This window comes from Allofournierella massiliensis, assembly GCF_004345265.1.
Classification (GTDB): Bacteria; Bacillota; Clostridia; order Oscillospirales; family Ruminococcaceae; genus Allofournierella; species Allofournierella massiliensis.
Window position 1 is genome coordinate 18301 of the sequence record NZ_SLUM01000002.1, and the last position, 26384, is coordinate 44684.

Sequence of the window (26384 nt, forward strand, 5' to 3'; positions counted from 1 at the left end):
AGGAGGTTCCCGGCATGACCTTGGAACAAATCACCAGCCTGCTGAAGGCGTTTGACGAAAGCTCCGCCAGCCGTTTGAAGTACACCTGCGGCGAGGAGCAGATCACTTTGGAAAAAGCAGTCGCCCAGAGCGCCGTTGTTTGTGCGCCGGTCGTGGAGGCTGCCCCTGTTGCTGCCGCTCAGCCCGCAGCCGCACCCGCCGCTGCTGCCCCTGCTGCCGGGGCCACCATCGACGCTCCTCTGGTGGGCACCTTCTATGTGGCCAGCGCCCCGGGCGAAGCACCCTTTGTGAAGCCCGGCGACACTGTGCACAAGGGTCAGACCATCGGTCTGATCGAAGCTATGAAGATGATCAACGAGATCCCCGCTCCCTGCGACTGCGTGATCGAAAGCCTGGTCGCGCAGGACGGCGCTCTGGTGGGCTTTGGCGATCCGCTGTTCCAGATCCGGGAGCTGTGAGCCATGTTCAAACGTATTTTAATCGCCAACCGCGGCGAAATCGCGGTGCGCATCATCCGCGCCTGCCGTGAGCTTGGCATCGAGACTGTGGCGGTGTATTCCACTGCCGACGCCAGCGCCCTGCATGTGCAGCTGGCCACCCGGGCCGTATGCATCGGCCCTGCCAAGGCGGCCCAGAGTTACTTAAATCAGACCGCCATCCTGACCGCAGCGGTGGAAAGTGGCTGTGAGGCCATCCACCCCGGCTACGGTTTCCTTTCCGAAAACGACGAATTTGCGGATCTGTGCGCCCAGTGCGGGCTCAAGTTCATCGGCCCCAGCGGCGATGTGATCCGTAAGATGGGCAACAAGGCCGCCGCCCGTGAACTGATGATCAAGGCAGGAGTGCCGGTGGTGCCCGGCTCCGACGGCGTAATTGAAAGCGCCGAGGAGGCTTTGAAGGTGGCCGAGCGCATCGGCTACCCGGTGCTGCTGAAGGCCAGCGCCGGCGGCGGCGGTCGCGGCATGCGCCGGGTGTTCAGCCCGGAGGAGCTGCCTGCCGCCTTTGCCTCTGCACAGGCGGAGGCTGTGGCCTGCTTTGGTAACGGCGAGATGTATCTGGAAAAGCTGGTTCTTTCCCCCCGGCACATTGAATTCCAGATCATGGCCGACCAGCAGGGCCATGTGGTCCATCTGGGCGAGCGCGACTGCTCGATCCAGCGCAAGAACCAGAAGCTGATGGAGGAATCCCCCTCCAAGGCCCTTTCTCCCGAGCTGCGTCAGGCCATGGGCCGGGATGCGGTAAAGGCCGCCCAGAGCTGCGGCTATGAGGGTGCAGGCACCATTGAGTTCGTGCTGGACCCGGACGGCAACTATTACTTTATTGAGATGAATACCCGCATTCAGGTGGAGCACCCGGTCACCGAGATGGTCACCGGGCAGGATCTGGTCAAGGAGCAGATCCGTGTGGCCGCCGGACTGCCGCTCTCCTTCACGCAGGAGGATGTGAAGCTGAACGGCCACGCCATCGAGGTGCGGATCAACGCGGAGGACCCCGCCAGGAATTTTGCCCCCATGCCCGGCAAGACCGAGTTCGTACACTTCCCGGGCGGCTGCGGTGTTCGGGTGGATTCCGCTTTGTACAACGGCTACGAGCTGAGCCCCTTCTATGATTCCATGGTAGCCAAGCTCATCGTGCACGCCCCCACCCGCCTGGCCGCTATCCGCCGGATGCGCCGGGTGCTGGAGGAGTTCATCGTGGAGGGCTACCCCACCGGCGCGGATCTGGCCCATCTGATCCTGTATCACCCGGATTACCTGAAGGGCGACTACAACACCTCCTTCATCGAGAACAACCTGGACGAGGTGCTGAGCTGGATGGAGAAGGGCGCGCCTCTGGCCGACGAGGAGGAACGCTAAATGCTGAACGAACGATTTTCTGACCGGCGTCAGCGGCTGCTGCGCCTGAAGGTAATGCGGGAGGGCGGACGTCTGCCCTCCTCCAGCCGCATTGACGCGCCGGCCATTTTCGAGCAGTGCCCTGCCTGCGGCGAAGCCGTGAGCAAGCGGCAGTGGGCCGATCAGCTGTACGTCTGCCCCCACTGTGGCCATCACCGGCCCATCGGCGCATACCAGCGACTGGCTCTCACGCTGGATTCCGGCACCTTCCAGGAATTGAACGACGGCCTGTGCGGCGATAACCCCCTTGATTTTGAGGGTTATGACGCCAAGCTGGAGGGCCTGCGCCGCCGCACCGGACTGTCTGAGGCGGTGGTCACCGCCAAGGGACGCATCGGCGGCTGGCCCGCTGTTGTGGCTGTAATGGACGGCCGCTTCCTGATGGGCAGCATGGGCGTTGCGGTGGGTGAAAAGGTGGCGCTGGCCGCCGACACCGCCCGCAAGGCAAAGCTGCCTCTGGTGATCTTCTGCGCTTCCGGCGGCGCCCGGATGCAGGAAGGCATCCTCTCCCTGATGCAGATGGCCAAGACCGCCGAAGCCATCACCCGCTTTCAGCAGGCGGGCGGGCTGTACATTGCCTGCCTGACCCATCCCACCACCGGCGGCGTGACCGCCAGCTTTGCTTCCCTGGGTGACATCACCCTGGCCGAGCCCAAGGCCCTGATCGGCTTTGCCGGTCCCCGCGTGATCGAGCAGACCATCGGTCAGAAGCTGCCGGAGGGCTTCCAGCGCTCCGAGTATCTGGAGGAGCACGGCTTTGTGGACGCGGTGGTTCCCCGCGGTCGGATGAAATCCACATTGATGCAGCTGCTTCGGCTGCACGCCAAAGGAGGTGCCAGCCGTGGCTGAACTGCATACCCCCGCTGAAAAGGTGGCGCTGGCCCGGCATTCGGGCCGCCCCGGTACGGCGGATTACATCAAGGCCCTGTTCACCGATTTCTTTGAGCAGAAGGGCGACCGGCTGTGCGGCGAGGACGCGGGCATTCTGGGCGGCATCGCCATGTTTCATGGCCGCCCGGTCACAGTGATCGGCCACCGCAAGGGCCGCAATCTGGAGGAAAACACCCGCTGCAACTTCGGCATGCCCAGCCCGGAGGGCTACCGCAAGGCCCAGCGGCTGATGCGCCAGGCAGACAAGTTCGGCCGGCCAATCATCACCTTCATCGACACCCCCGGCGCCTACCCCGGTCTGGAGGCCGAGGCCCACGGTCAGGGCGAGGCCATTGCCCGCAGCCTGGCTGTGATGAGTGAGCTGAGCGTGCCCCTGATCGCGGTGGTTACCGGCGAGGGCGGCAGTGGCGGCGCGCTGGCGCTGGCCATGGGCAACACGGTGCTGATGCTGGAAAACGCCATCTACTCGGTGCTTTCCCCCGAGGGCTTTGCCAGCATTCTGTGGAAGGATTCCACCCGCAGCGCCGAAGCCTGTGACGTGATGAAGCTCACCGCACAGGATCTGGAGCAGCTGGGCGTGATCGACGGGATCATTCCCGAACCGCCGGAAGGCGCACACGCCAACCCCGCCGCTGTGTTTGACGCGGTGGACGCGGCCCTGCAGAAGGCCCTGCGCCAGGCGGACCGCATTTCCGATCCGGCGGCTCACCGGCACAAAAAATTCAGAACCATGGGTTCCGCATTCCTGCAAGAGCCCGGAAAGGACCTTTTCTGATGACGGGACTGGAAATTCTGGGCACCGGGCGCTGCCTGCCGCAGCGCTGTGTGACCAACGACGATATGGCCCGCATGGTGGACACCAGCGACGAGTGGATCTCCACCCGTACCGGCATCCGCCAGCGGTATTTCTGCGGGGAAGATGAGGGCGTTGTGAGCCTTTCCGCAGGGGCAGCCCGCAAGGCGCTGGAGAAGGCCGGCGTAAGCGCGGATCAGCTGGGACTGATCCTGACCGCCACCTTCACCCCGGACAGCTTCACCCCCTCGGTGGCCTGCCAGGTTCATGAGGCGCTGGGCTGCACCGCCGCCATCCCCTGCTTTGATTTGAACGCCGCCTGCACCGGCTTCATCTACGCGCTGGAAACCGCCCGCTCTCTTCTGATGGCGGGCAGTGCCGGAGAATACGCTCTGGTCATCGGCGCGGAGTGCATCTCCCGCGTACTGGATATGGCGGACCGCTCCACCTGCGTGCTGTTCGGCGACGGCGCGGCCGCCGCTGTGGTGCATCTGGCGGATGTTCCCTACGCCTGCGTACTGAGCGGCCGGGGCGAGGCGGCCGGGCTGCATGCCAACAGCCTTCTGCCCGGCCAGAACCGCACCCTGTTCATGGACGGACGGGCGATTTTCCGCTTCGCGGTGGACATCATCCCCAAGTGTCTGAACCAGCTGTTCGAGAAGAGCGGCACCAGTCTGGAGCAGGTGGACCATGTGGTCTGCCATCAGGCCAACAGCCGCATCATCGACCATGTGGTGAAAAAGCTGGGCGCACCGGCGGACAAATTTTACAAGAACATGCATCGCTACGGCAACACTTCCGCCGCCAGCATTCCCCTCGCTCTGGACGAGATGCTGGAATCCGGCGTGATCCGGCCCGGTCAGACCGTGGCCTGTGTGGGCTTTGGCGCGGGGCTGACCTGGGGCGCGGTACTGCTGCGTTTCTAAGCAAAGCCCCTCTGATAAAAAAGGAGTAACAATATGCGTTTGAACGAGATTCTCGGAACCGAATTTCCCTTCATCCAGGGCGGTATGGCCAACATCGCTACCGGCACCTTCGCCGCAGCGGTTTCCAACGCGGGTGCGCTGGGCCTGATCGGCGCGGGCGGCATGACCGCCGACATGCTGCGGGAGCAGATCCACATCTGCCGCAGCCTGACCGACAAGCCCTTCGGCGTGAACATCATGCTGATGAACCCGGATGCTGAGAAGATGGCTCACATCGTGGTGGAGGAAAAGGTTCCCGTTGTGACCACCGGTGCAGGCAACCCCGGCGCTTACGTTCCCATGTGGAAGGAAGCGGGCATCAAGGTGTTCCCCGTTGTGCCTGCCGTTGTGCTGGCCCGCCGCATGGCCGGTCTGGGTGTGGACGGCATCATTGCCGAGGGCACCGAGAGCGGCGGCCATGTGGGCGAGATGACCACCATGGCTCTGGTGCCTCAGGTGGTGGATGCCATGAAGGAGTACAACCTGCCCGTGATCGCCGCCGGCGGCATCGCTGACGGCCGCCAGCTGCTGGCTGCCTTTGCGCTGGGCGCCTGCGGCGCACAGCTGGGCACCTGCCTGCTGGTGAGTGAGGAGTGCCCCATTCACGAAAACTACAAGAACGCCGTGCTCAAGGCCAAGGACAACGACACCGTGGTCACCGGACGCATCGCCGGTACCCCCGTGCGTATCCTGAAGAACAAGATGGCCCGCAGCTACGTGGCTCAGGAGAAGGCCGGCGCCGACAAGATGGAGCTGGAAAAGTACACTCTGGGCTCTCTGCGCCGTGCTGTATTCGAGGGCGACACCGACACCGGCAGCCTGATGGCCGGTCAGGTGGCGGGCATGCTGCATGAAATCCGCCCCCTGCGCACCATTTTTGAAGAGCTGAACAACGGCTGCATCGAGCGGCTGCATCAGCTGGAACAGGAGTAAGTTTATGCAGGCTGTAACCATCCGCGGCCGCACGCTGCAGCTGCCCATTCTGCAGGGCGGCATGGGTGTGGGCGTTTCCCTGGGCGGTCTGGCCGGTGCCGTGGCTGCCTGCGGCGGCATGGGCACCATCAGCACCGCAGTGGCCGGTTTCAACGAGCCGGATTTCGACCGCGACCCGAACGGAGCCAACCTGCGTGCTCTGGAAAAGGAAATCAAAAAGGCCAAAGAGCTGGCCGGCGGTCTGGGCATGGTGGCCATCAATGCAATGGTTGCCACCACCCAGTACGCGGACAGCATCCGCACTGCCCTCAGGGCAGGTGTGGACGCAGTGGTCTGCGGCGCGGGCCTGGCGGTGGATCTTCCCGCCATTGCCGGTGACGCAGACGTGGCGCTGGCCCCCATTGTATCCAGCTCCCGTGCTGCGGCCACCCTGTGCAAGCTGTGGTACAAACGCTTCGGCGTTCTGCCCGACTTCATGGTGGTGGAGGGCCCCCTGGCGGGCGGTCATCTGGGCTTTGAGGAGCAGGACGTGAAAAACGGTTCTGCTCAGTGCCTGGAGACGCTGGTTCCGGCCATCACCGAGCAGCTGCGCCCCTTTGAGGAGCTGGCAGGCCGCCCCATTCCGCTGTTTGCGGCGGGCGGTGTTTACACCGGCGAGGATGCGGCCCGGCTGGAACAGCTGGGTGCGGCGGGTGTGCAGCTGGCCACCCGGTTCATCGGCACCTACGAGTGCGATGCCTCCCCTGCCTACAAGCAGGCCATGCTGGATGCAAAGCCGGAGGACGTGCGCATCGTGCACAGCCCGGTGGGCATGCCCGGCCGGGCGCTGAACAGTCCGCTGATTCAGCGGCTGGCTGCAGGCGAGACCTTCCCGCCCAAACGCTGCGTAAACTGCCTGGTCCCCTGCAAAAAAGCCGATACCATCTACTGCATTGCCAATGCGCTGATTGAAGCAGTGCGCGGCAACTGGCAGGAGGGACTTTTCTTCTGCGGCGCCAATGTGGGCCGCATGACCAAACTGGTTCATGTGCGGGAGCTGATGGATGAGCTTGCCGCCGAATGGAGGAAACAGACACAATGAAACTTGCGATTTTGTATGCCGGTCAGGGCGCTCAGCACGCCGGGATGGGCAAAGATCTTTACGAGAGTGAACCCTTGTTCCGCGCCGCGCTGGATGCCGCGGACGCTTCGGTGGATTTCGATCTGAAGCAGCTGTGCTTTGAGGGGCCGGACGAGACCCTGAGCCAGACCCAGTTCACCCAGCCCTGCATGGTAGCCTTCGCCGCCGGCCTGACCGCCGTGCTGAAGGATAAGGGCATCGAGCCTGCCGCTGTGGCGGGCCTGAGCCTGGGCGAGTATTCCGCCCTGTGCTGCGCCGGTGTGTTCGACGCAGCCACCGCCGTTTCCCTGGCTGCCTTCCGCGGCAAGGCCATGGAGCAGGCCGTAACCGGCCGCCCCTGCGGCATGGCCGCTATTCTGGGTCTGGACCGTGAGGCGCTGGGCGCCGCCTGCGCCCAGGCCGCTCAGACCACCGGCGGTGTGGTGGAGATTGCCAACTACAACTGCCCCGGCCAGATGGCCATTGCGGGCGACCAGGCCGCTGTGGATGCCGCCTGTGAGGCTGCCAAGGACGCCGGTGCAAAGCGCTGCGTGCCCCTGAAGGTCTCCGGCCCCTTCCACACCTCGCTGATGGCTCCCGCCGGTGACGCGCTGCGGGAGAAGTTCAAGGAGGTCTCCTTCGGCGAGATGAGCTGCCCCGTGTACTTCAACTGCCTGGGCGGCCCCAAGGCCGACAGCGACACCATCCCCGCTCTGCTGGAGAAGCAGGTGCAGTCCAGCGTATACATGGAGGACATCATCCGCCGCATGGCCGAGGACGGCGTGGACGCATTTTTGGAAGTAGGCCCCGGCAAGACGCTGGCCGGCCTTGTGAAGAAGACCGTGAAGGGCGCTGCTGTTCGCTCGGTGGAAACCGCTGAGGATCTGGCCGCCGCCCTGGAATGGCTGAAAGGAGAAGCCTGATGGAAGCAAAACAGAGTGCACTGGTAACCGGCGGCAGCCGGGGTATCGGCCGGGCCATCTGCCTGGCCCTGGCCGCACAGGGTGTGAACGTGGCCGTGAACTACGCGGGCAGCGCCGCTGCCGCCGAGGCAGTGGCCGAGGAGTGCCGCGCCCTGGGTGTGGAGGCCTTTGCCATTCAGGGCAACGTGGCCTGCGAGGCTGACGCCCAGAACCTGATTGCCCAGACCGTGGAGCGCTTCGGCCGCATCGACGTGCTGGTGAACAATGCGGGCATCACCCGCGACAACCTGATGATGCGCATGAGCGAAGAGGACTTCGACGCGGTGCTCGCCACCAACCTGAAGGGCGCCTTCCACTGCATGAAGGCCGCCTGCCGCCCCATGATGAAGCAGCGCAGCGGCCGCATCGTGAACGTTTCCAGCATCGTGGGCGTGCGCGGCAACGCAGGCCAGGCCAACTATGCGGCCAGCAAGGCCGGTCTGATCGGCATGAGCAAGAGCCTGGCCAAGGAGCTGGCTGCCCGCGGCGTGACCGTGAACTGCGTAGCCCCCGGCTTCATTGAGACCGATATGACCGACGTGCTGCCCCAGGCCGTGAAGGAGAAGCTGCTGAGCGAAATTCCCATGGCTCACCTGGGCAAGCCCGAAGATGTGGCCGCCGCTGTGGCGTTCCTGGCCAGCCCCGCCGCCGGTTATGTGACCGGTCAGGTGCTGTGCGTGGACGGCGGCATGGCTGTTTAAAAGCCCTGAATTGAAGGAGGAGCTTACAAATGGATAAACGACGCGTTGTAATCACCGGCATGGGCGCGGTGACTCCCCTGGGCCTGACCCTGGAGGAAAGCTGGTCCGCTGTAAAGGCCGACACCTGCGGCATCGGCCCCATTACCCAGTACGACACCACCAACCAGAAGGTAAAGCTGGCGGGCGAGGTGCGCGGCTTTAACCCCGAGCAGTACATCGACAAGCGCGAGGTGCGCAAGACCGACCGCTTCGTACAGTTCGCTCTGGCCAGCGCCGCCCAGGCCATGGAGCACAGCGGCCTGGTGATGGAAAATGAGAACAGCCAGCGCTGCGGCGTGGTATTCGCCAGCGGCATCGGCGGTTTCTCCACCGTTCAGAACGAATGCCTGAAGGGCAATGAAAAGGGCTACGACCGCGTGAGCCCCTACTTCATCCCCATGGCCATCTCCAACATGGCGGCGGGCAACATTGCCATCCGCTTCGGCTTCCACGGTATGTGCACCTGCCCGGTAACCGCCTGTGCCTCCGGCACCAACGCGGTGGGCGATGCCTTCCGGCAGATCCGCGACGGTTACGCCGACGTGATTCTGGCCGGCGGCAGCGAAGCCACCATCACCTCTCTGGCGGTGGGCGGCTTCACCTCCCTGCATGCTCTGCACACCGGCAGCGACCCCAAGCGCGCTTCCATCCCCTTCGATAAGGAGCGTTCCGGCTTCGTGATGGGCGAGGGTGCGGCCGCTCTGGTGCTGGAGGAGTACGAGCACGCCAAGGCCCGCGGCGCCAACATTCTGGCCGAGGTTGTGGGCTACGGCTGCACCTGCGACGCGCACCACATCACCGCTCCCCTGCCGGACGGCTCCGGCGCGGCGGGTGCCATGACCCAGGCTCTGGCCGACGCAGGCGTGAATGCCGCCAGCGTGGATTACATCAACGCCCACGGCACCTCCACCGCCATGAACGACGCGGGCGAGACCGCTGCCGTGAAGCTGGCCTTCGGCGAGCATGCCAAGGAGCTGGCCATCAGCTCCACCAAGTCCATGACCGGCCATCTGCTGGGCGCTTCCGGCGCTGTTGAAGCTGCCTTCACCGCCATGGCCCTGCACGACGGCTTCATTCCCGCCACCCTGGGCTACCAGGTGCCGGACGAGGCCTGCGATCTGGACGTTGTTCCCAACCATGGCCGCGAGGCTTCCATCCGGTACGCCATGTCCAACTCTCTGGGCTTCGGCGGCCACAACGCAAGCATCCTGTTGAAGAAGTGGGAGGAGTAAAGCAATGACTTTGAATTCCAACGAGATCATGGAGGTTCTGCCCCATCGTTTCCCCTTCCAGCTGGTGGACCGCATCACCGAATGCGTACCCGGCCAGATGGCGGTGGGCCGCAAGTGCGTGACCGTGAACGAGCAGTTCTTCTGCGGTCACTTTCCTCAGAAGCATGTGATGCCCGGCGTGCTCATCATTGAAGCTCTGGCCCAGGTGGGCGCGGTGGCTATTCTGACCGAAGAGGAGAACAAGGGCAAGATCGTGCTGTTCGGCGGTATCAAGAACGCCCGCTTCAAGCGGCAGGTTGTTCCCGGTGACGTGCTGGAGCTCAAATGTGAGCTGACTGCACGCCGCGGTCCGGTGGGCTTCGGCAAGGCGGTTGCCACCGTGGACGGCCAGATTGCCGCCATGGGCGAGCTGACCTTCGCCATCAGTTGATTTGCTGCAACACCGCACAATTTTGAACGGACGTGAATTGTGCGGTGTTGCCTTAACAGACGCATCTTGGTATAATATTATCACCGCAGCAGGCATACGGTTTTTTCACACCGTCCCATGCTCTTTTGCCTGGGCCGCGTAGTCAAGGAGGATCGAACGAATGCTGGAGCAAGCATTTGCAGATGTGTATTCGAAATTCAAATTACATTTCTATCAGAAGGTGTTCAGTCGTTTCCAGTCCCGGGAAGCCAGCCTGACCACGGTGGAGACCTTCTGCATGGAGATTATCCAGGCGCTGGGGAAACCCACCATCAATGAATTTGCCAGCTTTGTGCAGATCTCCCCGCCCAATGCGGCCTACAAGGTCAACAGCCTGATCAAAAAAGGCTACCTGAAAAAGGTGCAGTCGGAAAATGACCGCCGGGAGTATTTTCTGGTGGTAACTCAAAAATACGAGGATTACTACAACATCAGTTACAGCTATCTGTCCACCGTGATGAGCCGGATTAAGGATCGGTTCTCCCCGGAAGATGTGGCCAAGATCGAGGAGATGCTCACCATTATCTCCGATGAACTGATGCCGGAAATCCCGCTGAAATCGCCCAACGCCAGCCATTACGCCCCAGAGGCGTGATTCGACTGACCGTCAAGCCCTTTATTGCCCGGCAGGCCGATGCCCGCCGGCAGTAAGGGCTTTTTGTGCTTGTTTGCCTGCCTGTCCGGCACGGCCTGAGCACCACCGCGCGGAACCCCTGCGCATATCATTCCTATCCTGGAGGGACCCCTCATGAGCGTTACGTTAAAACAGGCGCTGGTACTGCCCAGCTTGCGCCAGGCCACCCTACTGGCCGGCTTCGACAATCTGGACCGGCCCATCACCTCGGTGAACGTGCTGGAATACATCGGCACGGAAACCCTGCACCAGCAGAATGAAACAGCGGGCCGGTTTGCCGGCGGCGAGCTGGTTCTCACCTGCTTTTCTTCCATCCCCACCAATGTGAACGCCCAGTGCGAATGTCTTCGCGCTCTGGCCCAGGTGGGACAGGCCGGTCTGGTGCTGTATTATGTGGGCACCGTGATGCCCCAGGTGGACCCCGCGCTGGTAACGCTTGCGCAGGAGCTGGATTTTCCGCTGCTGGTAATGCCGCCCCGCATGGAACTGCGCTACAGCGAAGTAATCGGCGACGTGATGGATGCCATCCTGCGGGATCAGGCGGACAACACTCATCTTCTGGGAGATATTCTGGAGCACATGACCCTGCTGCCGGAGCACCAGCGCACGGTGGACACCGTGCTTCAGCTGCTCAGTGACCGGCTGCGAGCCACCGTGCTTTTGCTGGACAGCACCGGCCAGCTGCTGGGCGCCTGCGCCTGGCCCCGGGGTTCCCAGACAGATATGACCGACCTGCTGATTCAGGCACGTCAGGGCAACGCAGACCAGTGCTGCCGCCTGACCATCGACCCCGGCGACGCGGCCCCCATGGAGCTGTGCCTGCTGAAGGCGGGCCAGCCGCTGAGCAACGAGGTGCAGCAGCAGGCCCAGGACGTGATGCAGCTGGCGCTGAATCTGTGGAGCCTGAAGCATGCCGAATTGGCCATTGAAGAGCTGGTACGGGCCATCCTTCGGGATGAGCCCATCAAGATGCGCCGTCTGGCCGCTCTGTTCCGGCTGAATGTGGCCTCCATCCACTGCATGTGGATGCTCAGCCCGCTGGATCCCGCCTGCCGGGAGGAGTTTCTGCGCCGGGTGCCCACCATTGCGTCCCAGCTGCTGGAGCCCCACTGTCAGGCAGCCATTGCGGGCAGCTATCAGGACTTTGTGATTGTGCTGGCGGACAACGGCGTGTTCGGCCCCGAGGGCGAGGCGCTGGCGGCCCGGCTGGACGAACAGTTGAAATCCGAAGGTCTGGGCGCCAGCTTTGTGTGCTGCCAGGGCCTGGAAAACACCGCTCAGGTGCGCGCTGCCTTCCTGCGCAGCAGCGAGGGGCTGCCCAGTGCACAGACCATCTGGCCCACCCGTACCGTGCACACGCTGGGTGAGATTGATTTTGCGCTGCACTGCAAAAACGATCTGGTGCAGGACGAGGCCAGTGTGACCCGCTGCCGGGCAGTGCTTGCTCCGCTGCACAGCTCCTCCGAGGAACTTCCTCTGGTGGATACGCTGGCGGTCTATCTGCTGGATGCGGATCAGAACATTGCCCGCTGTGCGCAACAGCTGTTTCTGCACAAAAACACGGTGAAATACCGTTACCAGCAGATCACTCACCGGCTGGGCCACACCCCGGACAAGCTGCCTGAGCTCACCGCCCTGTATGAAGCGGTGGCACTGTACCGGCTGCTGGAAAAGTAATGGAATCTGACCTTTGCGGGCGGCTTCGAGCCGCCCGTTTTTCGTGATTCATTTGCTGCAATTCATGCAACCGGTGCTTTGTTTTTCGACACGGTGTGCTATAATAGGAACGTTCGCCGGCTTTTTGCTGGCCGCTTTGATTTTATAATTTGTGAGGTAACTGCCCATGCATTCCGCCCTTTCCTGGCTGCGTAAAAACCCGCATGCCTGGCTGATGGGGTACTGGGCATTCTATCTGTTCGGCTTCTTCAGCCTGGAACAGCTGGACCCGGAATACACCATCATCCATTGCTTCATCGACGACTGGATTCCCTTCAACGAGTGGTTCGTAATCCCCTACTGCCTGTGGTATCTGTGGATGCCCGGCACCATGCTGTATCTGTTTTTCAAGGACAAAACCGATTACTGCCGCCTGTGCTTCATCATGTTTGTGGGCATGACCCTGGCCATGCTGACCTATCTGGTCTGGCCCAACGGCCTTGACCTGCGTGAGCCCATCCAGCGGCAGAACGTTCTGTGCCAGCTGGTGGAGCTGCTGCGCAGCATCGACACGCCCACCAACGTCTGCCCCTCCATCCACATTTCCAGCACTGCTTCCATTGCCATTGTGGGGCTGCGCTGCAAACAGTTCCGGGGCAATCTGCCGGTGAAGGCGCTGATCTGGACCATGACCATTCTGATCACCCTGTCCACCCTGTTTTTGCGCCAGCATTCGGTGATCGATGTGGTGGCCGGTGCGGCGCTGAGTCTGGTACTGATGATTCCCGCCTACCGGATCAACTGGGAAAAGCTCTTCCCGGAAATTGCTCCGTCTGCAAACAGTGCAGCCTGAAAGCCGGTGCGGTACAACACAATTTTTTGAAAGCGAGGGGGCTTCCCCTCGCTTTTTCTTTGCACACAGCGCTGTATTCTGGCGAATTGCGTGCATTTTTGTGTAAATTGCCCCTTGTTTCCTGTTTGTTCTGTGAATATGATAATAATAGAACAGGGTGCGAAGTATTTTCGCCGCCCATCAGAAAGGAGCGTGTTTCCAATGCACCAAACCATCGAATCGCTGCTGCTGGCCCACGGGCGTGCCATTTTGAATTCCCCGGGAATGCAGATGGAGCAGCAGTTCATTCAGCACGGCTCTGTGACCTGCTTCGACCATTCGCTTGCCGTGGCGTATCTGAGCCTGTGGATCGTTCTGCGGCTGGGCCTTCGTCTGGATCTGCGCAGCCTGGTGCGCGGCGCTTTGCTGCACGACTACTTTTTGTACGACTGGCACGAAAAGGACGCCAGCCACCGCTGGCATGGTTTCCATCACGCCCGCCGTGCGTTGGAAAACGCCAGCCGGGATTTTGAGCTGAACTGCATTGAGCAGGATATCATTGAAAAACACATGTTCCCGCTGAACTTCACACCACCCCGCTTTGCGGAAAGTGTTGTGGTCACCTGCGCAGACAAAATCTGCGCCTGCTTTGAGGTGTTTTCCATCCTGCTCTACCGCCCGGACTTTTCCCGTCTGGGTCTTGCCAGCGCAAACAGCAACTGAAAACAGCTGCCCCGGAGCAAAAAAGCTCCGGGGCAGCTGTTTTTCTTAATTCCTTGCAATCTTCTGTGAATTGTTTTCAAATTATTCACAATTACCCCATTGACAGAAGATGTCAAAAGGGTTACAATTTAGTTGCAAGAAAGTTACACCCCCTTTTTCATGTGTTGTGAGACGTCTCCGGTTCATCTCCTCCTTCCGCCCCCCTAGCGGTTCTTTGATCCGGCTGCGCAGGGCGTCTCGAAATTCCTGTGGCAAGCTCCACCGCTTTTCCTGTGGCGGTGGAGTTTGTTTTTTGTGTGTTTTTCTCTTGTGCTGCCGCATGGCAAACGGTATGATAAAGCCAAGGGGGCTTTTTGCCCGCAAAACACAAAAGGAGCGTTTGCCATGTCTGCTGCACTTTCCCGGCTGGCCCCGCTGCGGGTCGCAAAATTTGCCTTGGGCGGCCTGCTTGCCAGCCTTCTGGCGTCGCTGTTCGGGCTTTCTTACAACACATCCGCAGGGGTAATTGCCATTTTAAGCATTCAGACCACCCGCAAGCAGACCTTTGCACTGGTGGCCCGGCGCTTTGCCGCTTTTTTTGCCGCCATGCTTCTGGCCTTTGGCTGCTTTTCCCTTCTGGGGTATCATCTGGCCGCCTTCGGGCTGTTCCTTCTTCTGTTTGCGGCCTTCTGCCAGTGGTTTGGCCTGCAGGAAGCTCTGGTAATGAACACCGTGCTGGTGCTGCACCTGTATGCGGAACGTACCATCAACCTGTTCTGGCTGCGCAATGAGCTGCTTCTGCTGCTGACCGGTGCCGGAGTCGGCATTCTGGTAAACCTGTACATGCCCGGTGCGGCAAAAGCCATTCGCCGGAACCAGGCTCAGGTGGAACAGGCTTTCCGGGATATTCTTCAGCGAATGGCAGACCGGCTGCTGACCCGCAGCAAACAGGACTATTCCGACAGCTGCTTTGCCCCGCTGGAACAGCAGCTGGAAGGGCTGGCCCTGCGTGCCCGGGAAAATCAGGGCAATGCGCTGCTCAGCGACCAGTGGTATTTCGTAAACTATGTGACCATGCGCCAGCATCAGCTGACGGTGCTGCGCCGCATTTACGACAACATCCACCGGCTGGATCAGGTGCCGGAGCAGGCGCTGAGCATTGCTGCTCTGCTGGAGAACATCAGCCGCTCGTTCCACGAGCACAACAACGCCGCCGCCCTTCTGGAACAGCTGCACGGTATGCAGACTGCCATGCGCGACGAACCGCTTCCCCAGAGCCGTGCCGAGTTTGAAAACCGGGCGCTGCTTTATCGGATTCTCTATGATCTTGAAGATTTTCTGCAGCTGAAGGCGAACTTTTCCGCCTCTCTCACCGATCAGGAACGCAGCCGTTTCTGGAGCAATTGAATCGATTTTTTCATGGAATTTGGTGCAATTCCACCAAGATAAGTCATACTTCGCCCCGTTCTTTGACAAATTGCCAATTTTCCTGCCCTGCGGTTTGAAAAAGTTTGGCGGCGGTGCATTTTGTATTTTACGGCCAAATGTGATACACTTTTAAAAACCACCCGGCACGCAGGGCCAATGGCGCAAAGCTTTGTGCAAATTTGTGCCGCAAAAGCCCGCGTTGTTCTTGTTAGAAAGGCGATTCTGCCTTATAATAGAAGGAACGAAGCGTTTTGCTGGAGAATTGTAATTGCAAAGGAGACAAGGAATATGGCTTATTATTTTGAGGAACCTTCCCGCACGTTTGGCGAGTACCTGCTGGTACCCGGTTACTCTTCCTCCGCCTGTGTACCGGACGCTGTGAACCTGAAAACACCTCTGGTTAAGTATCGCAAAGGCGAGGAGGAATGCCCCCTCACCATGAACATCCCCATGGTAAGCGCCATCATGCAGTCGGTTTCCGGCGATCGCCTGGCCATTGCGCTGGCAAAGCAGGGCGGCGTATCCTTTATTTACGGTTCTCAGTCTGTGGAAGACGAGGCAGCCATGGTTGCCCGCGTTAAGAGCTACAAGAAGGGTTTTGTAACCAGCGACTCTAATCTGAAGCCCGCCGCTACCCTGGCGGACGTTCTGGAGCTGAAGGAAAAGACCGGCCACTCCACCGTTGCCATCACCGAGGATGGCACCCCCAACGGCAAGCTGCTGGGCATCGTGGCCAGCCGTGACTACCGTGTCAGCCGTATGTCCATGGATGAGCCCGTGGCCAACTTCATGACTCCTATGGAAAAGCTGGTCTACGCACCGGAGACCACCACCCTGAAGGAAGCCAACGACATCATCTGGGACAACAAGATCAATTCCCTGCCTCTGGTGGACGCTGAAGGCCATCTGAAGTACATGGTCTTCCGCAAGGACTACGACAGCCACAAGGAAAACGTGAACGAGCTGCTGGACGCCAACAAGAGCTATGTGGTGGGCGCCGGTATCAATACCCGTGACTACGCCGAGCGTGTTCCCGCTCTGATCGAGGCCGGTGTGGACGTGCTGTGCATCGACTCCTCCGAGGGCTTCTCCGAGTGGCAGAGCCGCACCATCGCCTGGATCCGTGAGCGCTACGGCGACAAGGTGAAGGTTGGCGCCGGCAACGTGGTTGACCGCGAAGGCTTCCGTTTCCTGGCTCAGGCCGGCGCGGACTTCATCAAGGTCGGCATCGGCGGCGGTTCCATCTGCATCACCCGCGAGACCAAGGGCATCGGCCGTGGTCAGGCCACTGCCGTAATCGAGGTTGCTGCGGCTCGCGACGAGTACTACAAGGAGACCGGCATCTACATTCCCATCTGCTCCGACGGCGGCATCGTGCACGACTATCACATGACCCTGGCTCTGGCCATGGGCGCCGACTTCGTGATGCTGGGCCGTTACTTCGCCCGCTTCGACGAGAGCCCCACCAACAAGCTGCGCATCAACGGCAGCTATGTGAAGGAGTACTGGGGCGAGGGTTCCAACCGCGCCCGCAACTGGCAGCGTTACGATCTGGGCGGTGCCACCAAGCTGAGCTTTGAGGAAGGCGTGGACAGCTACGTTCCCTACGCCGGCAGCCTGGCCGACGGTGTGGGCACTACCCTGTACAAGATCCGCAGCACCATGTGCAACTGCGGCGCTCTGACCATTCCCGAGCTGCAGGAGAAGGCCCGCCTGACTGTGGTTTCCTCCACCAGCATTGTGGAGGGCGGCAGCCACGACGTTATCCTGAAGAACAACCCCAACAACTAAGCTGAACAAACGAACAGGGCACCCGCCATGGCGGGTGCCCTGTTTTTCGTTTCTCACTTATTCCACATTCCCTTATGAATTACGCGGCTCAAAAATCCGAGCGGCGCGTTTCGCCGATCACGGCATAATACGGCGGGCCTCCATATAATAACGCTTGTCCTGCGCACGGCCCATGGAAAAAGTTTTTCGGGGCAGAACGCCATCCAGCACCACGCCCCGGAACAGATCCTCCTTGCGGAACTCCGGCAGCACGAAGCCGATGCTCTGGGCGCCGGCGCAAAGGTTGCACAGCGTCTCTTCCCCGTGGATGTAATCCGGTTTTGCTCCCTGCCAGTGAGGCAGGCAATCATCCAGAAAGGCCTGTAACGCCGCCACCGGCAGCGCCCAGCGTCCATTGGGCTTAATGCAAAGCCAGCCGGTTTTCTCCCCGGCCACCCAGCGGACGGCCCAGGGATCTTCCTTTGCCGGTACCTGCTCCAGAAGCTGTGCCTGTGCTCCCTGTGCGGTAAAATAATTTACCGCATCCTGCAGAACCGTTTGCGGATTTACCCCCGCCACAAGACGGTGAATGGGTTCAATCTCCAAGCTTTCATCCTGAAGATTCACCACCTCGGCCAGCGCCCAGCGGGCCGGATGCTCCAGCCGCTGTTGCGGGGTAAGGGTCTCGCGAATCTGCTCCCACCGGGCCCGGGCGGCTGCCATGGAATGGTTGCCGTCGCCGGTGGCAAACTGCAGAGCCGGGGCATCCGCCGGAGCGCCATAACGTTTGCTCGAATGTTCCGGTGCAGCCAGCGCCTCCAGCGCCTGTTGGATTTTCTCGGTGAGCGCCCCCTCCGGGATAAACCAACCGGTCAGCTGACCGCCTCCCAGCATGAGCGGTGTATCGTAGACTTGTTCCAGTTCATTGCAAACGGCCGCCACCGGCTCAATCACCGACTGCTGCGGGTCATCAATCAGAAGCAGGATGTGGGGCAACTCCAGCGTGGCCGCCTCCCGCACCGCCAGCCGGGCGGGAATACGCTGGGGCACCGTGCGCTCAGTGGGGCGAATCGGAGAGTTGGAGCCCTCCCGGTAATCGTAGGCTTCCAGATCCACCGCCATCATCAGACCCCAGCGGGGAGCGGTCACGCCTTCCATCTGGCGGCGTACCAGCATCATCCCGGGTGCGGTGGGCCGGAGCAGGCCGTTTGTCTGATATTCCTCCATGGTTCGGCCGATTGCTTTGATTCGCTCGGGTGCATCCGTCTCTTCCAGCCAGATCTCCGGCAGGGTCAGCCGCAAAGTGGAAGGGGCATCCCCTACCAGCTCCTGAACCTTGCACCAGTAATCCGGCTGAGAGGTGTATTGATCGCAGGCCACCACTGCCCATTTTTCCAGATCAATCTCCGGGGCGGGCAACAGCATGGCCGCAGGTTTTGTGCATCGCTGCATGGTCGTGTTCTCCTTTCCCCACCCGTCAAATCAGGCGTACTCGCAGAACACCGGGCTGTGCGGCAAGCTGCTCCAGCTGCTGGGGGGTGGGTTCGGTTTCCAGATCAGCCAGCAGGCAGCACCGTTCTCCCTTTTGGGCGGCGGCGCGGGCCAGCACCTTCCAGGGTGCCAGCAGCTGCTCTTCCTCCAGATTTTCGCCCAGCACGCAAAGACGGGGACCTGCAGTTTTTGCGCCCAGCGTGCAATCCGGGTAATTCACCGCATTGCGAAGGGTGCCTTCCTCCAGAAAAGCCTTCAGCTGATCCACTGCCATGCAGGCGCAATTGTCCTCCGATTCCTCGGTGGAAGCCCCCAGATGGGGAATCACCAGTGCGCCGGGCAGGTGGACCACTGCCGGGTTGGGGAAATCCGAAACATAGCGGCGCACAATCCCCTGCTCCATGGCTTGAGCCAGCGCCTCGTCGTCCACCAGTTTATCCCGGGAGAAGTTCAGCAGCACCGTACCGGGCTTCATTTTTGCGAACACCGCCCCATTGATCATCTGACGGGTGGCATCGTTCAACGGCAGGTGCAGCGTAATGTAATCGCAGGTTTCATAAATCTCGTCGGGGCCTTCCAGCAGGTGAACCTCCTGGGCCAAGCCGGGGATGGTGCCGTCGCCCTCCGGCAGGGTGTAGGCCCAGACCTCCATGCCCAGAGCAAGAGCGGCGTTCGCCACCTTTACTCCGATGTGGCCCAGACCGATGATTCCCAGACGCTTGCCCTGAATCTCACCACCGGCAAACTGCTTTTTGGCTTTTTCGGTGTCCTTGGCGATGTCCGGGTCGGCCTGATTGGCGCGAACCCACTCCACGCCGCCCACCACGTCACGGGCGGCCAGCAGCATTCCTGCCAGCACCAGTTCTTTCACGCCGTTGGCATTGGCGCCGGGGGTATTGAACACCACGGTGCCCTGTTTTGCCAGCGCGTCCAACGGAATGTTATTCACACCGGCTCCCGCCCGGGCCACGGCCAGTAACCCGGCAGGTGCTGTCATGGCGTGCATGTCGGCGCTGCGCACCAGCGCCAGCTGAGCTTCCTCCAGCGGGGCATCCAGCTGATATCCCGCGCCGAATCGTTCCAGTCCCACCTTGGCAATGGGGTTCAGGCATGTTACCTTTGTCATCGTTTCCGCCCCCCCTTAGCCGTTCTCGGTCTCAAACTGCTTCATGAAGTCCACCAGCGTCTGCACGCCTGCCAGCGGCATGGCGTTGTAGATGGAGGCGCGCATACCGCCCACGGTGCGGTGACCCTTCAGATTCACCAGGCCCTTGGCGGCCGCTTCCTTCACAAATTTTGCATCCAGATCCTTGTCGCCGGTCACAAAGGGAACGTTCATCAACGAACGATCCTTTTTGTCCACCGTGCCCCGGAACAGGCGGCTCTCATCCAGGAAATCATACAGCAGCTTTGCCTTTTCCAGGTTGCGCTGCTGCATCCCCTCCAGGCCACCCTGGGCTTTAATCCACTGGAACACCTTTCCGCAGATATAGATGCCGTAGCAGGGAGGTGTATTGTACAAAGAATTGTTGTCCGCATGGATTTTGTACTGCAGCATGGTGGGCACAAAAGCCGGAACCTCCTCCGGGATCAGATCCTCCCGGATGATAACCACCACCACGCCCGCCGGGCCGATGTTCTTCTGCGCTCCGGCGAAGATCAGCCCATAACGGCTCACATCCACCGGTTCGGACAAGAAGCAGGAGGACTGGTCCGCCACCAGCGGCTTGCCCTTGGTGTTGGGCAGGGTCTTGTATTTGGTGCCGTAGATGGTGTTGTTCTCGCAGATATATACGTAATCCGCATCCGGCGAAACCGGCAGATCGGTGCAATCCGGGATATAGGCGAAGGTGCGATCCTCACTGGTGGCCAGCTTGTTGGCCTTGCCGTATTTTCCGCCCTCCGCAAAAGCTTTCTTCGCCCACTGGCCGGTGACGATGTAATCCGCCACGCCGTTTTTCATCAGGTTCATGGGCACCATGGCAAACTGCTGGGATGCGCCGCCCTGCAAAAACAACACCTTGTAATTGCCCGGCAATGCCAGCAGATCCATCAGATCCTGCTGGGCCTGATCCAGAATGTTCTGAAAGGAACTGGATCGATGGCTCATCTCCATTACGCTCATGCCGCAGCCCTGATAGTCCAGCATTTCCGCAGAAGACTGGCGCAGCACCTCCTCGGGAAGCATCGCCGGTCCGGCGGAAAAGTTGTACACTCTGCTCATTCTCGATCCACTCCTTTTGTTTCAGATTTGCCAGCAACGGGCAGCATTCTTTGTCGCCGCATCAATTCATTGCTTTAGCTTACTAAATACATTATCACATCGGAATGGAAATAACAACTGCCGTTTTTCACAACTTTAACGGTCGATCCTTTGGAACTGTCCGTCATATAGCCAATTGTGTGTGCTGTACAAATACACTCTTGTGTTTTTCGCCCTGGAATAAACAAGGCGCCCTCATGCAGCATCACTACAAAGCCAGTGGGCTCTGAAAAAGCATCCTGCACAAAAGCGCCTTATCGTAACATTTATTGTATCGTGGAATGCGTGGCTTAGAGAATCAACTCTGCCTCAAAGCAACATTTTCCCTCACGGGTGCCGGATACATACCAGCCTTTTTCCGTGCTGCCCCGCTGGACCTGAAAGTGCTCGCCCGCCGGGACCTCATTGTGGTAGCTGATGCTGATGCGGCGAACCGGCCGCTGCTGCAGCTGTTCCAGCGGCAGTGCATCGCAGGCGATGTCTGCGTAGCGGGTATTGTTCAGGTGGCCGTTGATGTCGCAGAAGGTATAGTAGGCAGCAGCCTGGCCCACCTGCTCCACCTCCCGGGGCCGTTCGATGGTCATGTCCAGCTGCTCTTCCACATCGGCTCCAAAGGGAAGATTCTGAAAGGCTTCAGGCGGGCGGCGGATGATACGGCGGGCCTGCGGGTCCACCAGAACCCATCGGCTGTCGGTCAGACCCAGCGTGTTGCCCTGCTCATCCTTTGCCACAGTCACACGCTTATAGGTAGCCCGTTTGCAGTTTTCCGGCCTGGTGGTCAGGGTGATAACCTCGCCGCAGCGGGGAACCCGCTCCCACTGAAGGGCCATTTTCGCCATGAGAAAAATCGCATTGTTCTTTTCGTAAAATTCCTGATTCAGCCCGATTGCCTCGCAGTGATCGGTGGAAAGCTGCTGCACCATACGCAGAAATGCGCCGGGCATCAGGTATCCATTCAGATCGCAATCGGTGTCCTTCACCCGAAAGGTCTGGGTGTAGGTAGTCAGCTCCTGCATTTTCTTTTTCGCCTTCTTTTGCATTGAAATTTCCTTTTTATTATAGCACAAATTTCCGCCAGATAGGCCGCTGTTTTTACTCGGCGGCTTGCCGTTGCTTTCCCCGCGTGCTATACTAAAGAAGACCTGTTCTGACAAACATTCGGACCCGGTTTCCGGGCCGATAAAAGGAGGCATATGCAATGGTGCAAAAGCCCTGGGGGGCCGGTTCCCTGTCGGTTCCCCTCTGTCTTTTGGGTGTCCTGTTTTCCTGCAATCTTCCCGGCGGCTTCTGCCTGGGCGATGCGATCTTTTCTCTGGCGGGCCTTTCCGCCTGGTCTGCCGGCAGCAGCGGCCTGCACTATCCCCCCTACGCGGCGATTCTTCTGTTTGTACCTGCCGCGGTGCTGGGCTGGCGTTTTTCCAGCCATCGGCTGGCCGGTTGGGGCAAATGGGTCTCGACCCTGATTCTCGCCTTCCTTGCGCTCAGCCTGCTGTTCTGGGTTCTTTGAGCCCGGTTTTGTGACATGATAAAAAAGCCTGTTCCCCTTCCGGAAATCCGGAATCGGGAACAGGCTTTTTAATTTTGATTAATACATCTGACGGCGCTTTTTGCGGGCACGACGGCGCCACACGTTGAACACCGTCATGGCGATGGCCACCAGCAGGAACACCGGAACCAGCCACTGGTTGCCGGTATCGTCGAAGCTCTTCATCTGGCTCCAGGCCATATCCATGGCGCTGTTCAGCTCATCCGAGATAACGCTGGGATACTCGCTGCGCTCGATCAGCTCCGGATCGGGATACATCAGCTCACTGTCCCGCAGTTCGGCGGGCAGCAGCTCACGCACTGCCTCCACCGGGGAGGTATACTGGACGAACAGCGTGTTCTGCAGCGCCACATCCACCTCGCACATGTAGTTGATGAACATCTCCGCCGCTTCCTGGTTCTGGCTGGAAGCAGGAATGCACATGGCGTCCACGCACTGCAGAGTGCCCTCCTCGGGAATGAACATGCCCAGGCTGGGGTTCTCGGCAATCATGGTCAGGCCGTCGCCGGTGTAGTAGGGGGCCAGCGCAGCCTCGCCGCCCTCCATCTTGTCGAACACCTCATCCATCACATAGGCCTGCACCAGAGGCTTCTGCTCCTGCAGCTTGACCAGAGCATCGTCGATGTCCTGAGTGCTGGTGGGATTCATGCTGCGGCCAAGGGTCTTGAGGGCCATGGCAAAGCAGTCGCGGCTGTTGTTGAACTGCAGAATCTGGCCGGTGTAGCGGGGATCCCACAGCAGGTTCCAGCCCTGCTCCAGATCCGCTTCATCCACCATATCCTTGTTGTAGGTGATGCCCACCATACACCACATGTAAGGCACGCTGTACACATTGCCCGGGTCGTATTCCTTATCCAGATACAGCTCGGAAATGCCTGCCAGATTGGGAATGTTCTCCTTGTTCAGGGGCAGCAGCATCCCTTCGTTGGCCATCTTGCCCAGCATGTAGTCGCTGGGGAAGATCACATCGTAGCTGGCGCCGCCGCTTTTCAGCTTGGCGTACATGCTTTCGTTGGTGTCGAAGGTGGTGTAATTGACCTTGATGCCGGTCAGCTCTTCAAAGGCGGAGATTACATCCACGCTTTCATCCGAGCCGTCCGAGATATAAAGGCCCCAGTTGTAAACATTCAGGGAGACGTTCTGCCCCTTGAACCGGGTCCAGTCGTAGTCAGCGCTGACCGAGATATCCTCGGTGACCTGAATCTTGTCCTCCGCCGCAAAGGTGGGAAGGGCAAGACTTCCGGCCGCCAGCACCAGGGTCAGCAGCAGGCTGATTACTTTTTTCATCGCTCGCATCCTCCCCTTATTCTTTGATCCGCTTTTTGCGGTAGCTGCGGCTTTCCAGTGCGTTGCTCACCAGGATGATGCACAGAATGGCCACGAACATGATGGTGGACAGAGCGTTGATCTCCGGGCTGACCTTTTTGCGGGTCATGCTGTAGATGGCAATGGGCAGCGTCTGCAGCGTGCCGCAGCTGAAGTAAGAGATGATGAAATCATCGATGGAGTAGGTCAGGCTGATCAGGAAGGCGGAGAGGATGGCGGGCATCAGCTCCGGCAGGACCACCTTGAAGAAAGCCTGACGGGGATTGCAGCCCAGATCCAGCGCCGCCTCATACATGCGCACGTCCATGCGGCGCAGCTTGGGCGCCACATTGAAAATCACGTAGGGCACGCAGAAGGTGATGTGGGCGATGAGCAGGGTGCCGAAGCCGAAGATGTTCTCCGGCAGGAATTTCAGAAAGCCGGGCACCGACGGATTGGAGTTCAGCCAATGGGCGATGTTCACATACACCACGAACAGCATCATCAGCGAAACACCGGTGATGATCTCCGGGTTGACCACCGGCAGGTAGCTCACGGTATTGATCACACCCTGGGTGCGTTTTTTCATACCGCTGATACCAATGGAGGCCATCACGCCCAGAATAGTGGCCACGGTGGCGGCCAGGAAAGCCACCACCAGGCTGAGCCACAGGGCTTCCAGAATCATTTCGTTGTGCAGCAGGCTCTGGTACCACTTCAGGGTGAAGCCGGTGAACAGGGTGCGGCTTTTGCTCTCGTTGAAGCTGAACACCATCATCACCGCGATGGGCACATACAGGAACGAGAAAATCAGGCACAGATAAACCTTTTGCAGGGCGGCCAAATGTTGCTTTTTCATTACACCACGCCCTCCATATCCTCGTCGTCAAAGCCGTTGGTGAAGCTCATGCACAGCAGCACGATCACCATCAGCACCAGACTGAGCGCACTGCCCAGGTTGTAGTTGTAGCTGTTGCCCAGGAACTGCAGCTCAATCAGGTCACCGATGAGCATGTTGGAGCCACCGCCCAGCATCCGGCTGATGATAAAGGTGGAAACGCTGGGTACGAACACCATGGTGATGCCGGTGGCGATACCGGGGGCGGACAGAGGAATCAGCACCTTGGTCAGGGTCTTGAACATACCTGCGCCCAGATCCTGTGCGGCCTCGATGACGCTGTTGTCGATCTTGGTCATGGCGGTGTACAGCGGCAGAATCATGTAGGGCAAGAAGTTATACACCATGCCCAGCACAACCGCGCCGCTGGTGTAGATCATCTGGAAGGGTCCGATGCCGAAGAAGCCCAGAATCCGGTTGATGATGCCGTTGTTCTCCAGAAGGCTCATCCAGGCGTAGGTGCGCAGCAGAAAGTTCATCCACATGGGCAGCATGACCAGCATAAGGAAAATCTTCTGCTTGGCCGCACGCTGGCGGGAGAGAAAATAGCTGACCGGGAAGCTGAGCACCAGGCAGATCACGGTGGCTTCCGCCGCCAGCAGCAGACTGCGCACGAATACCGTGCTGTACTGCCCGATGATCATCAGGTTTTCCAGGGTAAAGTTGCCTGCCTTGTCGGTAAAGGCGAAATAAGTGACGATGGCCAGCGGCACCAGGATGAACACAACCATCCACACCAGGTAAGGCGCGGCCAGTTTACGGTTCTTGATCATGGCCTTAACCCTCCGTGCGGGTCATAATGTGGATCTCATCCGGCCCGATGCACATGCCGATCAGCTCGCCGGGAGCGCTGGCCTGGGTGGAATGGATAATCCACTCATAGCCGGCCTGCTCCACCCGCATCTCGTAGTGAACGCCCTTGAAGATCACTTCCTTGACCACGCCGGTGAGCTGGCCTTGAATGGCGGGCACCACCTGGATGTCCTCCGGGCGGATGACCACCTGCACCAGCTCGTTGTGGGCAAAGCCCTTGTCCACGCAGGCAAACTCATTGCCGGCAAATTCCACACAGAAGTCCCGCAGCATAATGCCGTCGATGATATTGCTCTCGCCGATGAAGGAGGCTACAAAGGCGTTCTCCGGCTCGTTGTAGATATCGATGGGGCTGCCGATCTGCTGGATGTTGCCGTCCTTCATGACCACCACCGTATCGGACATGGTGAGGGCCTCTTCCTGGTCGTGGGTAACATAAATGAAGGTGATGTTCATGGCCTGCTGCAGCCGCTTGAGCTCCAGCTGCATCTCCTTGCGCAGCTTCAGGTCCAGCGCGCCGAGAGGCTCGTCCAGCAAAAGCACCCGGGGATGATTCACCAAGCCGCGAGCGATGGCCACACGCTGCTGCTGACCGCCGGACAGGTTGGTGGTGTCGCGGCGCTCGAAGCCCTTCAGGCCCACCACTTCCAGCATTTCCAGCACGCGGCTGCGGATTTCCTTCTCGTCCATCTTCTTCAGCCGCAGGCCGAAGGCCACGTTCTCGTACACATTCAGGTGCGGGAACAGGGCGTATTTCTGGAACACGGTGTTCACCTGGCGCTTGTAGGGCGGCAGATTGGTGATGTCCTGCCCGTCAAAAAAAACATTGCCGGAGCTCGGCTGGACAAATCCGCCAATGACTCGGAGGGTCGTTGTCTTGCCGCAGCCGGAAGGGCCCAGGAAGGTAACGAACTCCTTGTCGTGAATGTCCAGCGAGAGACCGTTGAGCACGTTCTCCCCGTCGAAGCCAACAACAATGTTCTGCAGTGATACGATCTTACTCATTGTTTTATGATTCCCCCTTTGCGGAATTTCGCCGTGGTTTGCATACACAGGCGGCGCACATG

26 protein-coding genes are annotated in these 26384 nt (G+C 60.0%); 18 read left to right on the forward strand and 8 right to left on the reverse strand.

The features are described 5' to 3' along the window. The first annotated feature begins 14 nt into the window (after positions 1–14). The 17 genes from accB (at position 15) to EDD77_RS01305 (ending at position 17022) form a co-directional block, all read left to right on the forward strand. Positions 15–458 (forward strand): acetyl-CoA carboxylase biotin carboxyl carrier protein, encoded by a 444-nt coding sequence (gene accB / locus EDD77_RS01225; protein WP_058966077.1) that lies wholly within the window; start codon positions 15–17, stop codon positions 456–458. A gap of 3 nt (positions 459–461) precedes the next feature. After that, positions 462–1856, forward strand: a complete 1395-nt coding sequence (accC, locus tag EDD77_RS01230; protein ID WP_058966079.1) for an acetyl-CoA carboxylase biotin carboxylase subunit — start codon at positions 462–464, stop codon at positions 1854–1856. Further along, on the forward strand, positions 1857–2744 hold the full coding sequence (gene accD / locus EDD77_RS01235; RefSeq protein WP_077138606.1) for an acetyl-CoA carboxylase, carboxyltransferase subunit beta: 888 nt from the start codon (positions 1857–1859) through the stop codon (positions 2742–2744). It begins immediately after the preceding gene. Continuing rightward, positions 2728–3561, forward strand: coding sequence for an acetyl-CoA carboxylase carboxyltransferase subunit alpha (locus EDD77_RS01240; RefSeq protein WP_394326287.1), 834 nt, complete (start codon positions 2728–2730; stop codon positions 3559–3561). The genes accD and EDD77_RS01240 overlap by 17 nt, the downstream gene beginning before the upstream one ends. Beyond that, the gene (locus EDD77_RS01245) at positions 3561–4505 is read left to right on the forward strand and encodes a beta-ketoacyl-ACP synthase III (protein ID WP_058966083.1); all 945 of its coding nucleotides are present in this window, start codon (positions 3561–3563) and stop codon (positions 4503–4505) included. Before EDD77_RS01240 ends, EDD77_RS01245 begins: the two co-directional genes overlap by 1 nt. A gap of 33 nt (positions 4506–4538) precedes the next feature. Next, positions 4539–5477 (forward strand): nitronate monooxygenase, encoded by a 939-nt coding sequence (locus EDD77_RS01250; protein WP_058966085.1) that lies wholly within the window; start codon positions 4539–4541, stop codon positions 5475–5477. 4 nt (positions 5478–5481) lie between these two features. Further along, complete coding sequence (locus tag EDD77_RS01255; protein ID WP_058966086.1) at positions 5482–6558, forward strand: NAD(P)H-dependent flavin oxidoreductase; 1077 nt, start codon at positions 5482–5484, stop codon at positions 6556–6558. Next, the gene (fabD, locus tag EDD77_RS01260; protein WP_058966088.1) at positions 6555–7499 is read left to right on the forward strand and encodes an ACP S-malonyltransferase; all 945 of its coding nucleotides are present in this window, start codon (positions 6555–6557) and stop codon (positions 7497–7499) included. Before EDD77_RS01255 ends, fabD begins: the two co-directional genes overlap by 4 nt. Next, positions 7499–8239 carry a 3-oxoacyl-[acyl-carrier-protein] reductase gene (fabG, locus tag EDD77_RS01265; RefSeq protein WP_058966090.1) on the forward strand — a complete coding sequence of 247 codons (741 nt, stop codon included), beginning with the start codon at positions 7499–7501 and terminating at the stop codon, positions 8237–8239. The genes fabD and fabG overlap by 1 nt, the downstream gene beginning before the upstream one ends. Before the next feature lie 29 nt (positions 8240–8268). Next, positions 8269–9510 carry a beta-ketoacyl-ACP synthase II gene (gene fabF, locus EDD77_RS01270; RefSeq protein ID WP_058966092.1) on the forward strand — a complete coding sequence of 414 codons (1242 nt, stop codon included), beginning with the start codon at positions 8269–8271 and terminating at the stop codon, positions 9508–9510. 4 nt (positions 9511–9514) lie between these two features. Further along, positions 9515–9940, forward strand: coding sequence for a 3-hydroxyacyl-ACP dehydratase FabZ (gene fabZ, locus EDD77_RS01275; protein WP_058966095.1), 426 nt, complete (start codon positions 9515–9517; stop codon positions 9938–9940). A 160-nt stretch (positions 9941–10100) separates the two neighbouring features. Further along, positions 10101–10574: a MarR family winged helix-turn-helix transcriptional regulator gene (locus tag EDD77_RS01280; protein ID WP_058966097.1), complete on the forward strand. Its 474-nt coding sequence runs from the start codon at positions 10101–10103 to the stop codon at positions 10572–10574. 153 nt (positions 10575–10727) lie between these two features. Next, positions 10728–12290 carry a PucR family transcriptional regulator gene (locus EDD77_RS01285; RefSeq protein ID WP_058966099.1) on the forward strand — a complete coding sequence of 521 codons (1563 nt, stop codon included), beginning with the start codon at positions 10728–10730 and terminating at the stop codon, positions 12288–12290. Positions 12291–12456: 166 nt separating this feature from the next. After that, entirely contained in the window at positions 12457–13122 is a 666-nt protein-coding gene (locus EDD77_RS01290) for a phosphatase PAP2 family protein (RefSeq protein ID WP_058966101.1), read from the forward strand. Positions 13123–13323: 201 nt separating this feature from the next. Then, the gene (locus EDD77_RS01295) at positions 13324–13824 is read left to right on the forward strand and encodes an HD domain-containing protein (protein ID WP_058966103.1); all 501 of its coding nucleotides are present in this window, start codon (positions 13324–13326) and stop codon (positions 13822–13824) included. Between the two features lie 384 nt (positions 13825–14208). After that, positions 14209–15210 (forward strand): aromatic acid exporter family protein, encoded by a 1002-nt coding sequence (locus EDD77_RS01300; RefSeq protein WP_058966105.1) that lies wholly within the window; start codon positions 14209–14211, stop codon positions 15208–15210. A 309-nt stretch (positions 15211–15519) separates the two neighbouring features. After that, entirely contained in the window at positions 15520–17022 is a 1503-nt protein-coding gene (locus EDD77_RS01305) for an IMP dehydrogenase (RefSeq protein WP_058966107.1), read from the forward strand. 117 nt (positions 17023–17139) lie between these two features. Here the strand turns inward: EDD77_RS01305 and EDD77_RS01310 are convergent, their stop codons facing one another. The 4 genes from EDD77_RS01310 to EDD77_RS01325 form a co-directional block, all read right to left on the reverse strand. Then, a complete protein-coding gene (locus EDD77_RS01310) occupies positions 17140–18453 on the reverse strand; it encodes a DUF1015 domain-containing protein (RefSeq protein WP_058966109.1) in 1314 nt (437 codons plus the stop codon). A gap of 25 nt (positions 18454–18478) precedes the next feature. After that, complete coding sequence (locus tag EDD77_RS01315) at positions 18479–19618, reverse strand: 3-phosphoglycerate dehydrogenase (RefSeq protein WP_058966111.1); 1140 nt, start codon at positions 19616–19618, stop codon at positions 18479–18481. A 15-nt stretch (positions 19619–19633) separates the two neighbouring features. After that, positions 19634–20716, reverse strand: coding sequence for a 3-phosphoserine/phosphohydroxythreonine transaminase (gene serC / locus EDD77_RS01320; protein WP_058966113.1), 1083 nt, complete (start codon positions 20714–20716; stop codon positions 19634–19636). Positions 20717–21045: 329 nt separating this feature from the next. After that, complete coding sequence (locus EDD77_RS01325; protein WP_172733300.1) at positions 21046–21771, reverse strand: acyl-[acyl-carrier-protein] thioesterase; 726 nt, start codon at positions 21769–21771, stop codon at positions 21046–21048. A 182-nt stretch (positions 21772–21953) separates the two neighbouring features. Between EDD77_RS01325 and EDD77_RS01330 the strand changes: the two genes are divergently transcribed. Continuing rightward, on the forward strand, positions 21954–22262 hold the full coding sequence (locus EDD77_RS01330) for a hypothetical protein (RefSeq protein WP_058966117.1): 309 nt from the start codon (positions 21954–21956) through the stop codon (positions 22260–22262). Positions 22263–22340: 78 nt separating this feature from the next. Here EDD77_RS01330 and EDD77_RS01335 read toward each other — a convergent pair whose 3' ends face one another. The 4 genes from EDD77_RS01335 to potA are packed head-to-tail and all read right to left on the reverse strand — an operon-like array spanning position 22341 to position 26322. Then, positions 22341–23588, reverse strand: coding sequence for an ABC transporter substrate-binding protein (locus EDD77_RS01335; RefSeq protein WP_058966119.1), 1248 nt, complete (start codon positions 23586–23588; stop codon positions 22341–22343). A gap of 16 nt (positions 23589–23604) precedes the next feature. Then, a complete protein-coding gene (locus EDD77_RS01340; RefSeq protein ID WP_058966121.1) occupies positions 23605–24465 on the reverse strand; it encodes an ABC transporter permease in 861 nt (286 codons plus the stop codon). Continuing rightward, on the reverse strand, positions 24465–25277 hold the full coding sequence (locus tag EDD77_RS01345; RefSeq protein WP_058966123.1) for an ABC transporter permease: 813 nt from the start codon (positions 25275–25277) through the stop codon (positions 24465–24467). Before EDD77_RS01345 ends, EDD77_RS01340 begins: the two co-directional genes overlap by 1 nt. Before the next feature lie 4 nt (positions 25278–25281). Further along, a complete protein-coding gene (potA, locus tag EDD77_RS01350) occupies positions 25282–26322 on the reverse strand; it encodes a spermidine/putrescine ABC transporter ATP-binding protein (RefSeq protein ID WP_058966125.1) in 1041 nt (346 codons plus the stop codon). Between the last annotated feature and the right edge of the window lie 62 nt (positions 26323–26384).

Excerpts from the sequence above, each read along its gene's own strand:
- EDD77_RS01285 (WP_058966099.1), top strand. The coding sequence starts at position 10,728 with ATGAGCGTTACGTTAAAACAGGCGCTGGTACTGCCCAGCTTGCGCCAG.
- accB (WP_058966077.1), top strand. The coding sequence starts at position 15 with ATGACCTTGGAACAAATCACCAGCCTGCTGAAGGCGTTTGACGAAAGC.
- fabF (WP_058966092.1), top strand. The coding sequence starts at position 8,269 with ATGGATAAACGACGCGTTGTAATCACCGGCATGGGCGCGGTGACTCCC.
- EDD77_RS01315 (WP_058966111.1), bottom strand. The coding sequence starts at position 19,618 with ATGACAAAGGTAACATGCCTGAACCCCATTGCCAAGGTGGGACTGGAA.
- fabD (WP_058966088.1), top strand. The coding sequence starts at position 6,555 with ATGAAACTTGCGATTTTGTATGCCGGTCAGGGCGCTCAGCACGCCGGG.
- EDD77_RS01300 (WP_058966105.1), top strand. The coding sequence starts at position 14,209 with ATGTCTGCTGCACTTTCCCGGCTGGCCCCGCTGCGGGTCGCAAAATTT.
- serC (WP_058966113.1), bottom strand. The coding sequence starts at position 20,716 with ATGAGCAGAGTGTACAACTTTTCCGCCGGACCGGCGATGCTTCCCGAG.
- EDD77_RS01310 (WP_058966109.1), bottom strand. The coding sequence starts at position 18,453 with ATGCAGCGATGCACAAAACCTGCGGCCATGCTGTTGCCCGCCCCGGAG.
- accC (WP_058966079.1), top strand. The coding sequence starts at position 462 with ATGTTCAAACGTATTTTAATCGCCAACCGCGGCGAAATCGCGGTGCGC.
- potA (WP_058966125.1), bottom strand. The coding sequence starts at position 26,322 with ATGAGTAAGATCGTATCACTGCAGAACATTGTTGTTGGCTTCGACGGG.
- EDD77_RS01340 (WP_058966121.1), bottom strand. The coding sequence starts at position 24,465 with ATGAAAAAGCAACATTTGGCCGCCCTGCAAAAGGTTTATCTGTGCCTG.
- EDD77_RS01250 (WP_058966085.1), top strand. The coding sequence starts at position 4,539 with ATGCGTTTGAACGAGATTCTCGGAACCGAATTTCCCTTCATCCAGGGC.
- fabG (WP_058966090.1), top strand. The coding sequence starts at position 7,499 with ATGGAAGCAAAACAGAGTGCACTGGTAACCGGCGGCAGCCGGGGTATC.
- accD (WP_077138606.1), top strand. The coding sequence starts at position 1,857 with ATGCTGAACGAACGATTTTCTGACCGGCGTCAGCGGCTGCTGCGCCTG.
- EDD77_RS01255 (WP_058966086.1), top strand. The coding sequence starts at position 5,482 with ATGCAGGCTGTAACCATCCGCGGCCGCACGCTGCAGCTGCCCATTCTG.
- EDD77_RS01305 (WP_058966107.1), top strand. The coding sequence starts at position 15,520 with ATGGCTTATTATTTTGAGGAACCTTCCCGCACGTTTGGCGAGTACCTG.
- EDD77_RS01280 (WP_058966097.1), top strand. The coding sequence starts at position 10,101 with ATGCTGGAGCAAGCATTTGCAGATGTGTATTCGAAATTCAAATTACAT.
- EDD77_RS01330 (WP_058966117.1), top strand. The coding sequence starts at position 21,954 with ATGGTGCAAAAGCCCTGGGGGGCCGGTTCCCTGTCGGTTCCCCTCTGT.
- EDD77_RS01345 (WP_058966123.1), bottom strand. The coding sequence starts at position 25,277 with ATGATCAAGAACCGTAAACTGGCCGCGCCTTACCTGGTGTGGATGGTT.
- EDD77_RS01335 (WP_058966119.1), bottom strand. The coding sequence starts at position 23,588 with ATGAAAAAAGTAATCAGCCTGCTGCTGACCCTGGTGCTGGCGGCCGGA.
- EDD77_RS01245 (WP_058966083.1), top strand. The coding sequence starts at position 3,561 with ATGACGGGACTGGAAATTCTGGGCACCGGGCGCTGCCTGCCGCAGCGC.
- EDD77_RS01290 (WP_058966101.1), top strand. The coding sequence starts at position 12,457 with ATGCATTCCGCCCTTTCCTGGCTGCGTAAAAACCCGCATGCCTGGCTG.
- fabZ (WP_058966095.1), top strand. The coding sequence starts at position 9,515 with ATGACTTTGAATTCCAACGAGATCATGGAGGTTCTGCCCCATCGTTTC.
- EDD77_RS01295 (WP_058966103.1), top strand. The coding sequence starts at position 13,324 with ATGCACCAAACCATCGAATCGCTGCTGCTGGCCCACGGGCGTGCCATT.
- EDD77_RS01325 (WP_172733300.1), bottom strand. The coding sequence starts at position 21,771 with ATGCAGGAGCTGACTACCTACACCCAGACCTTTCGGGTGAAGGACACC.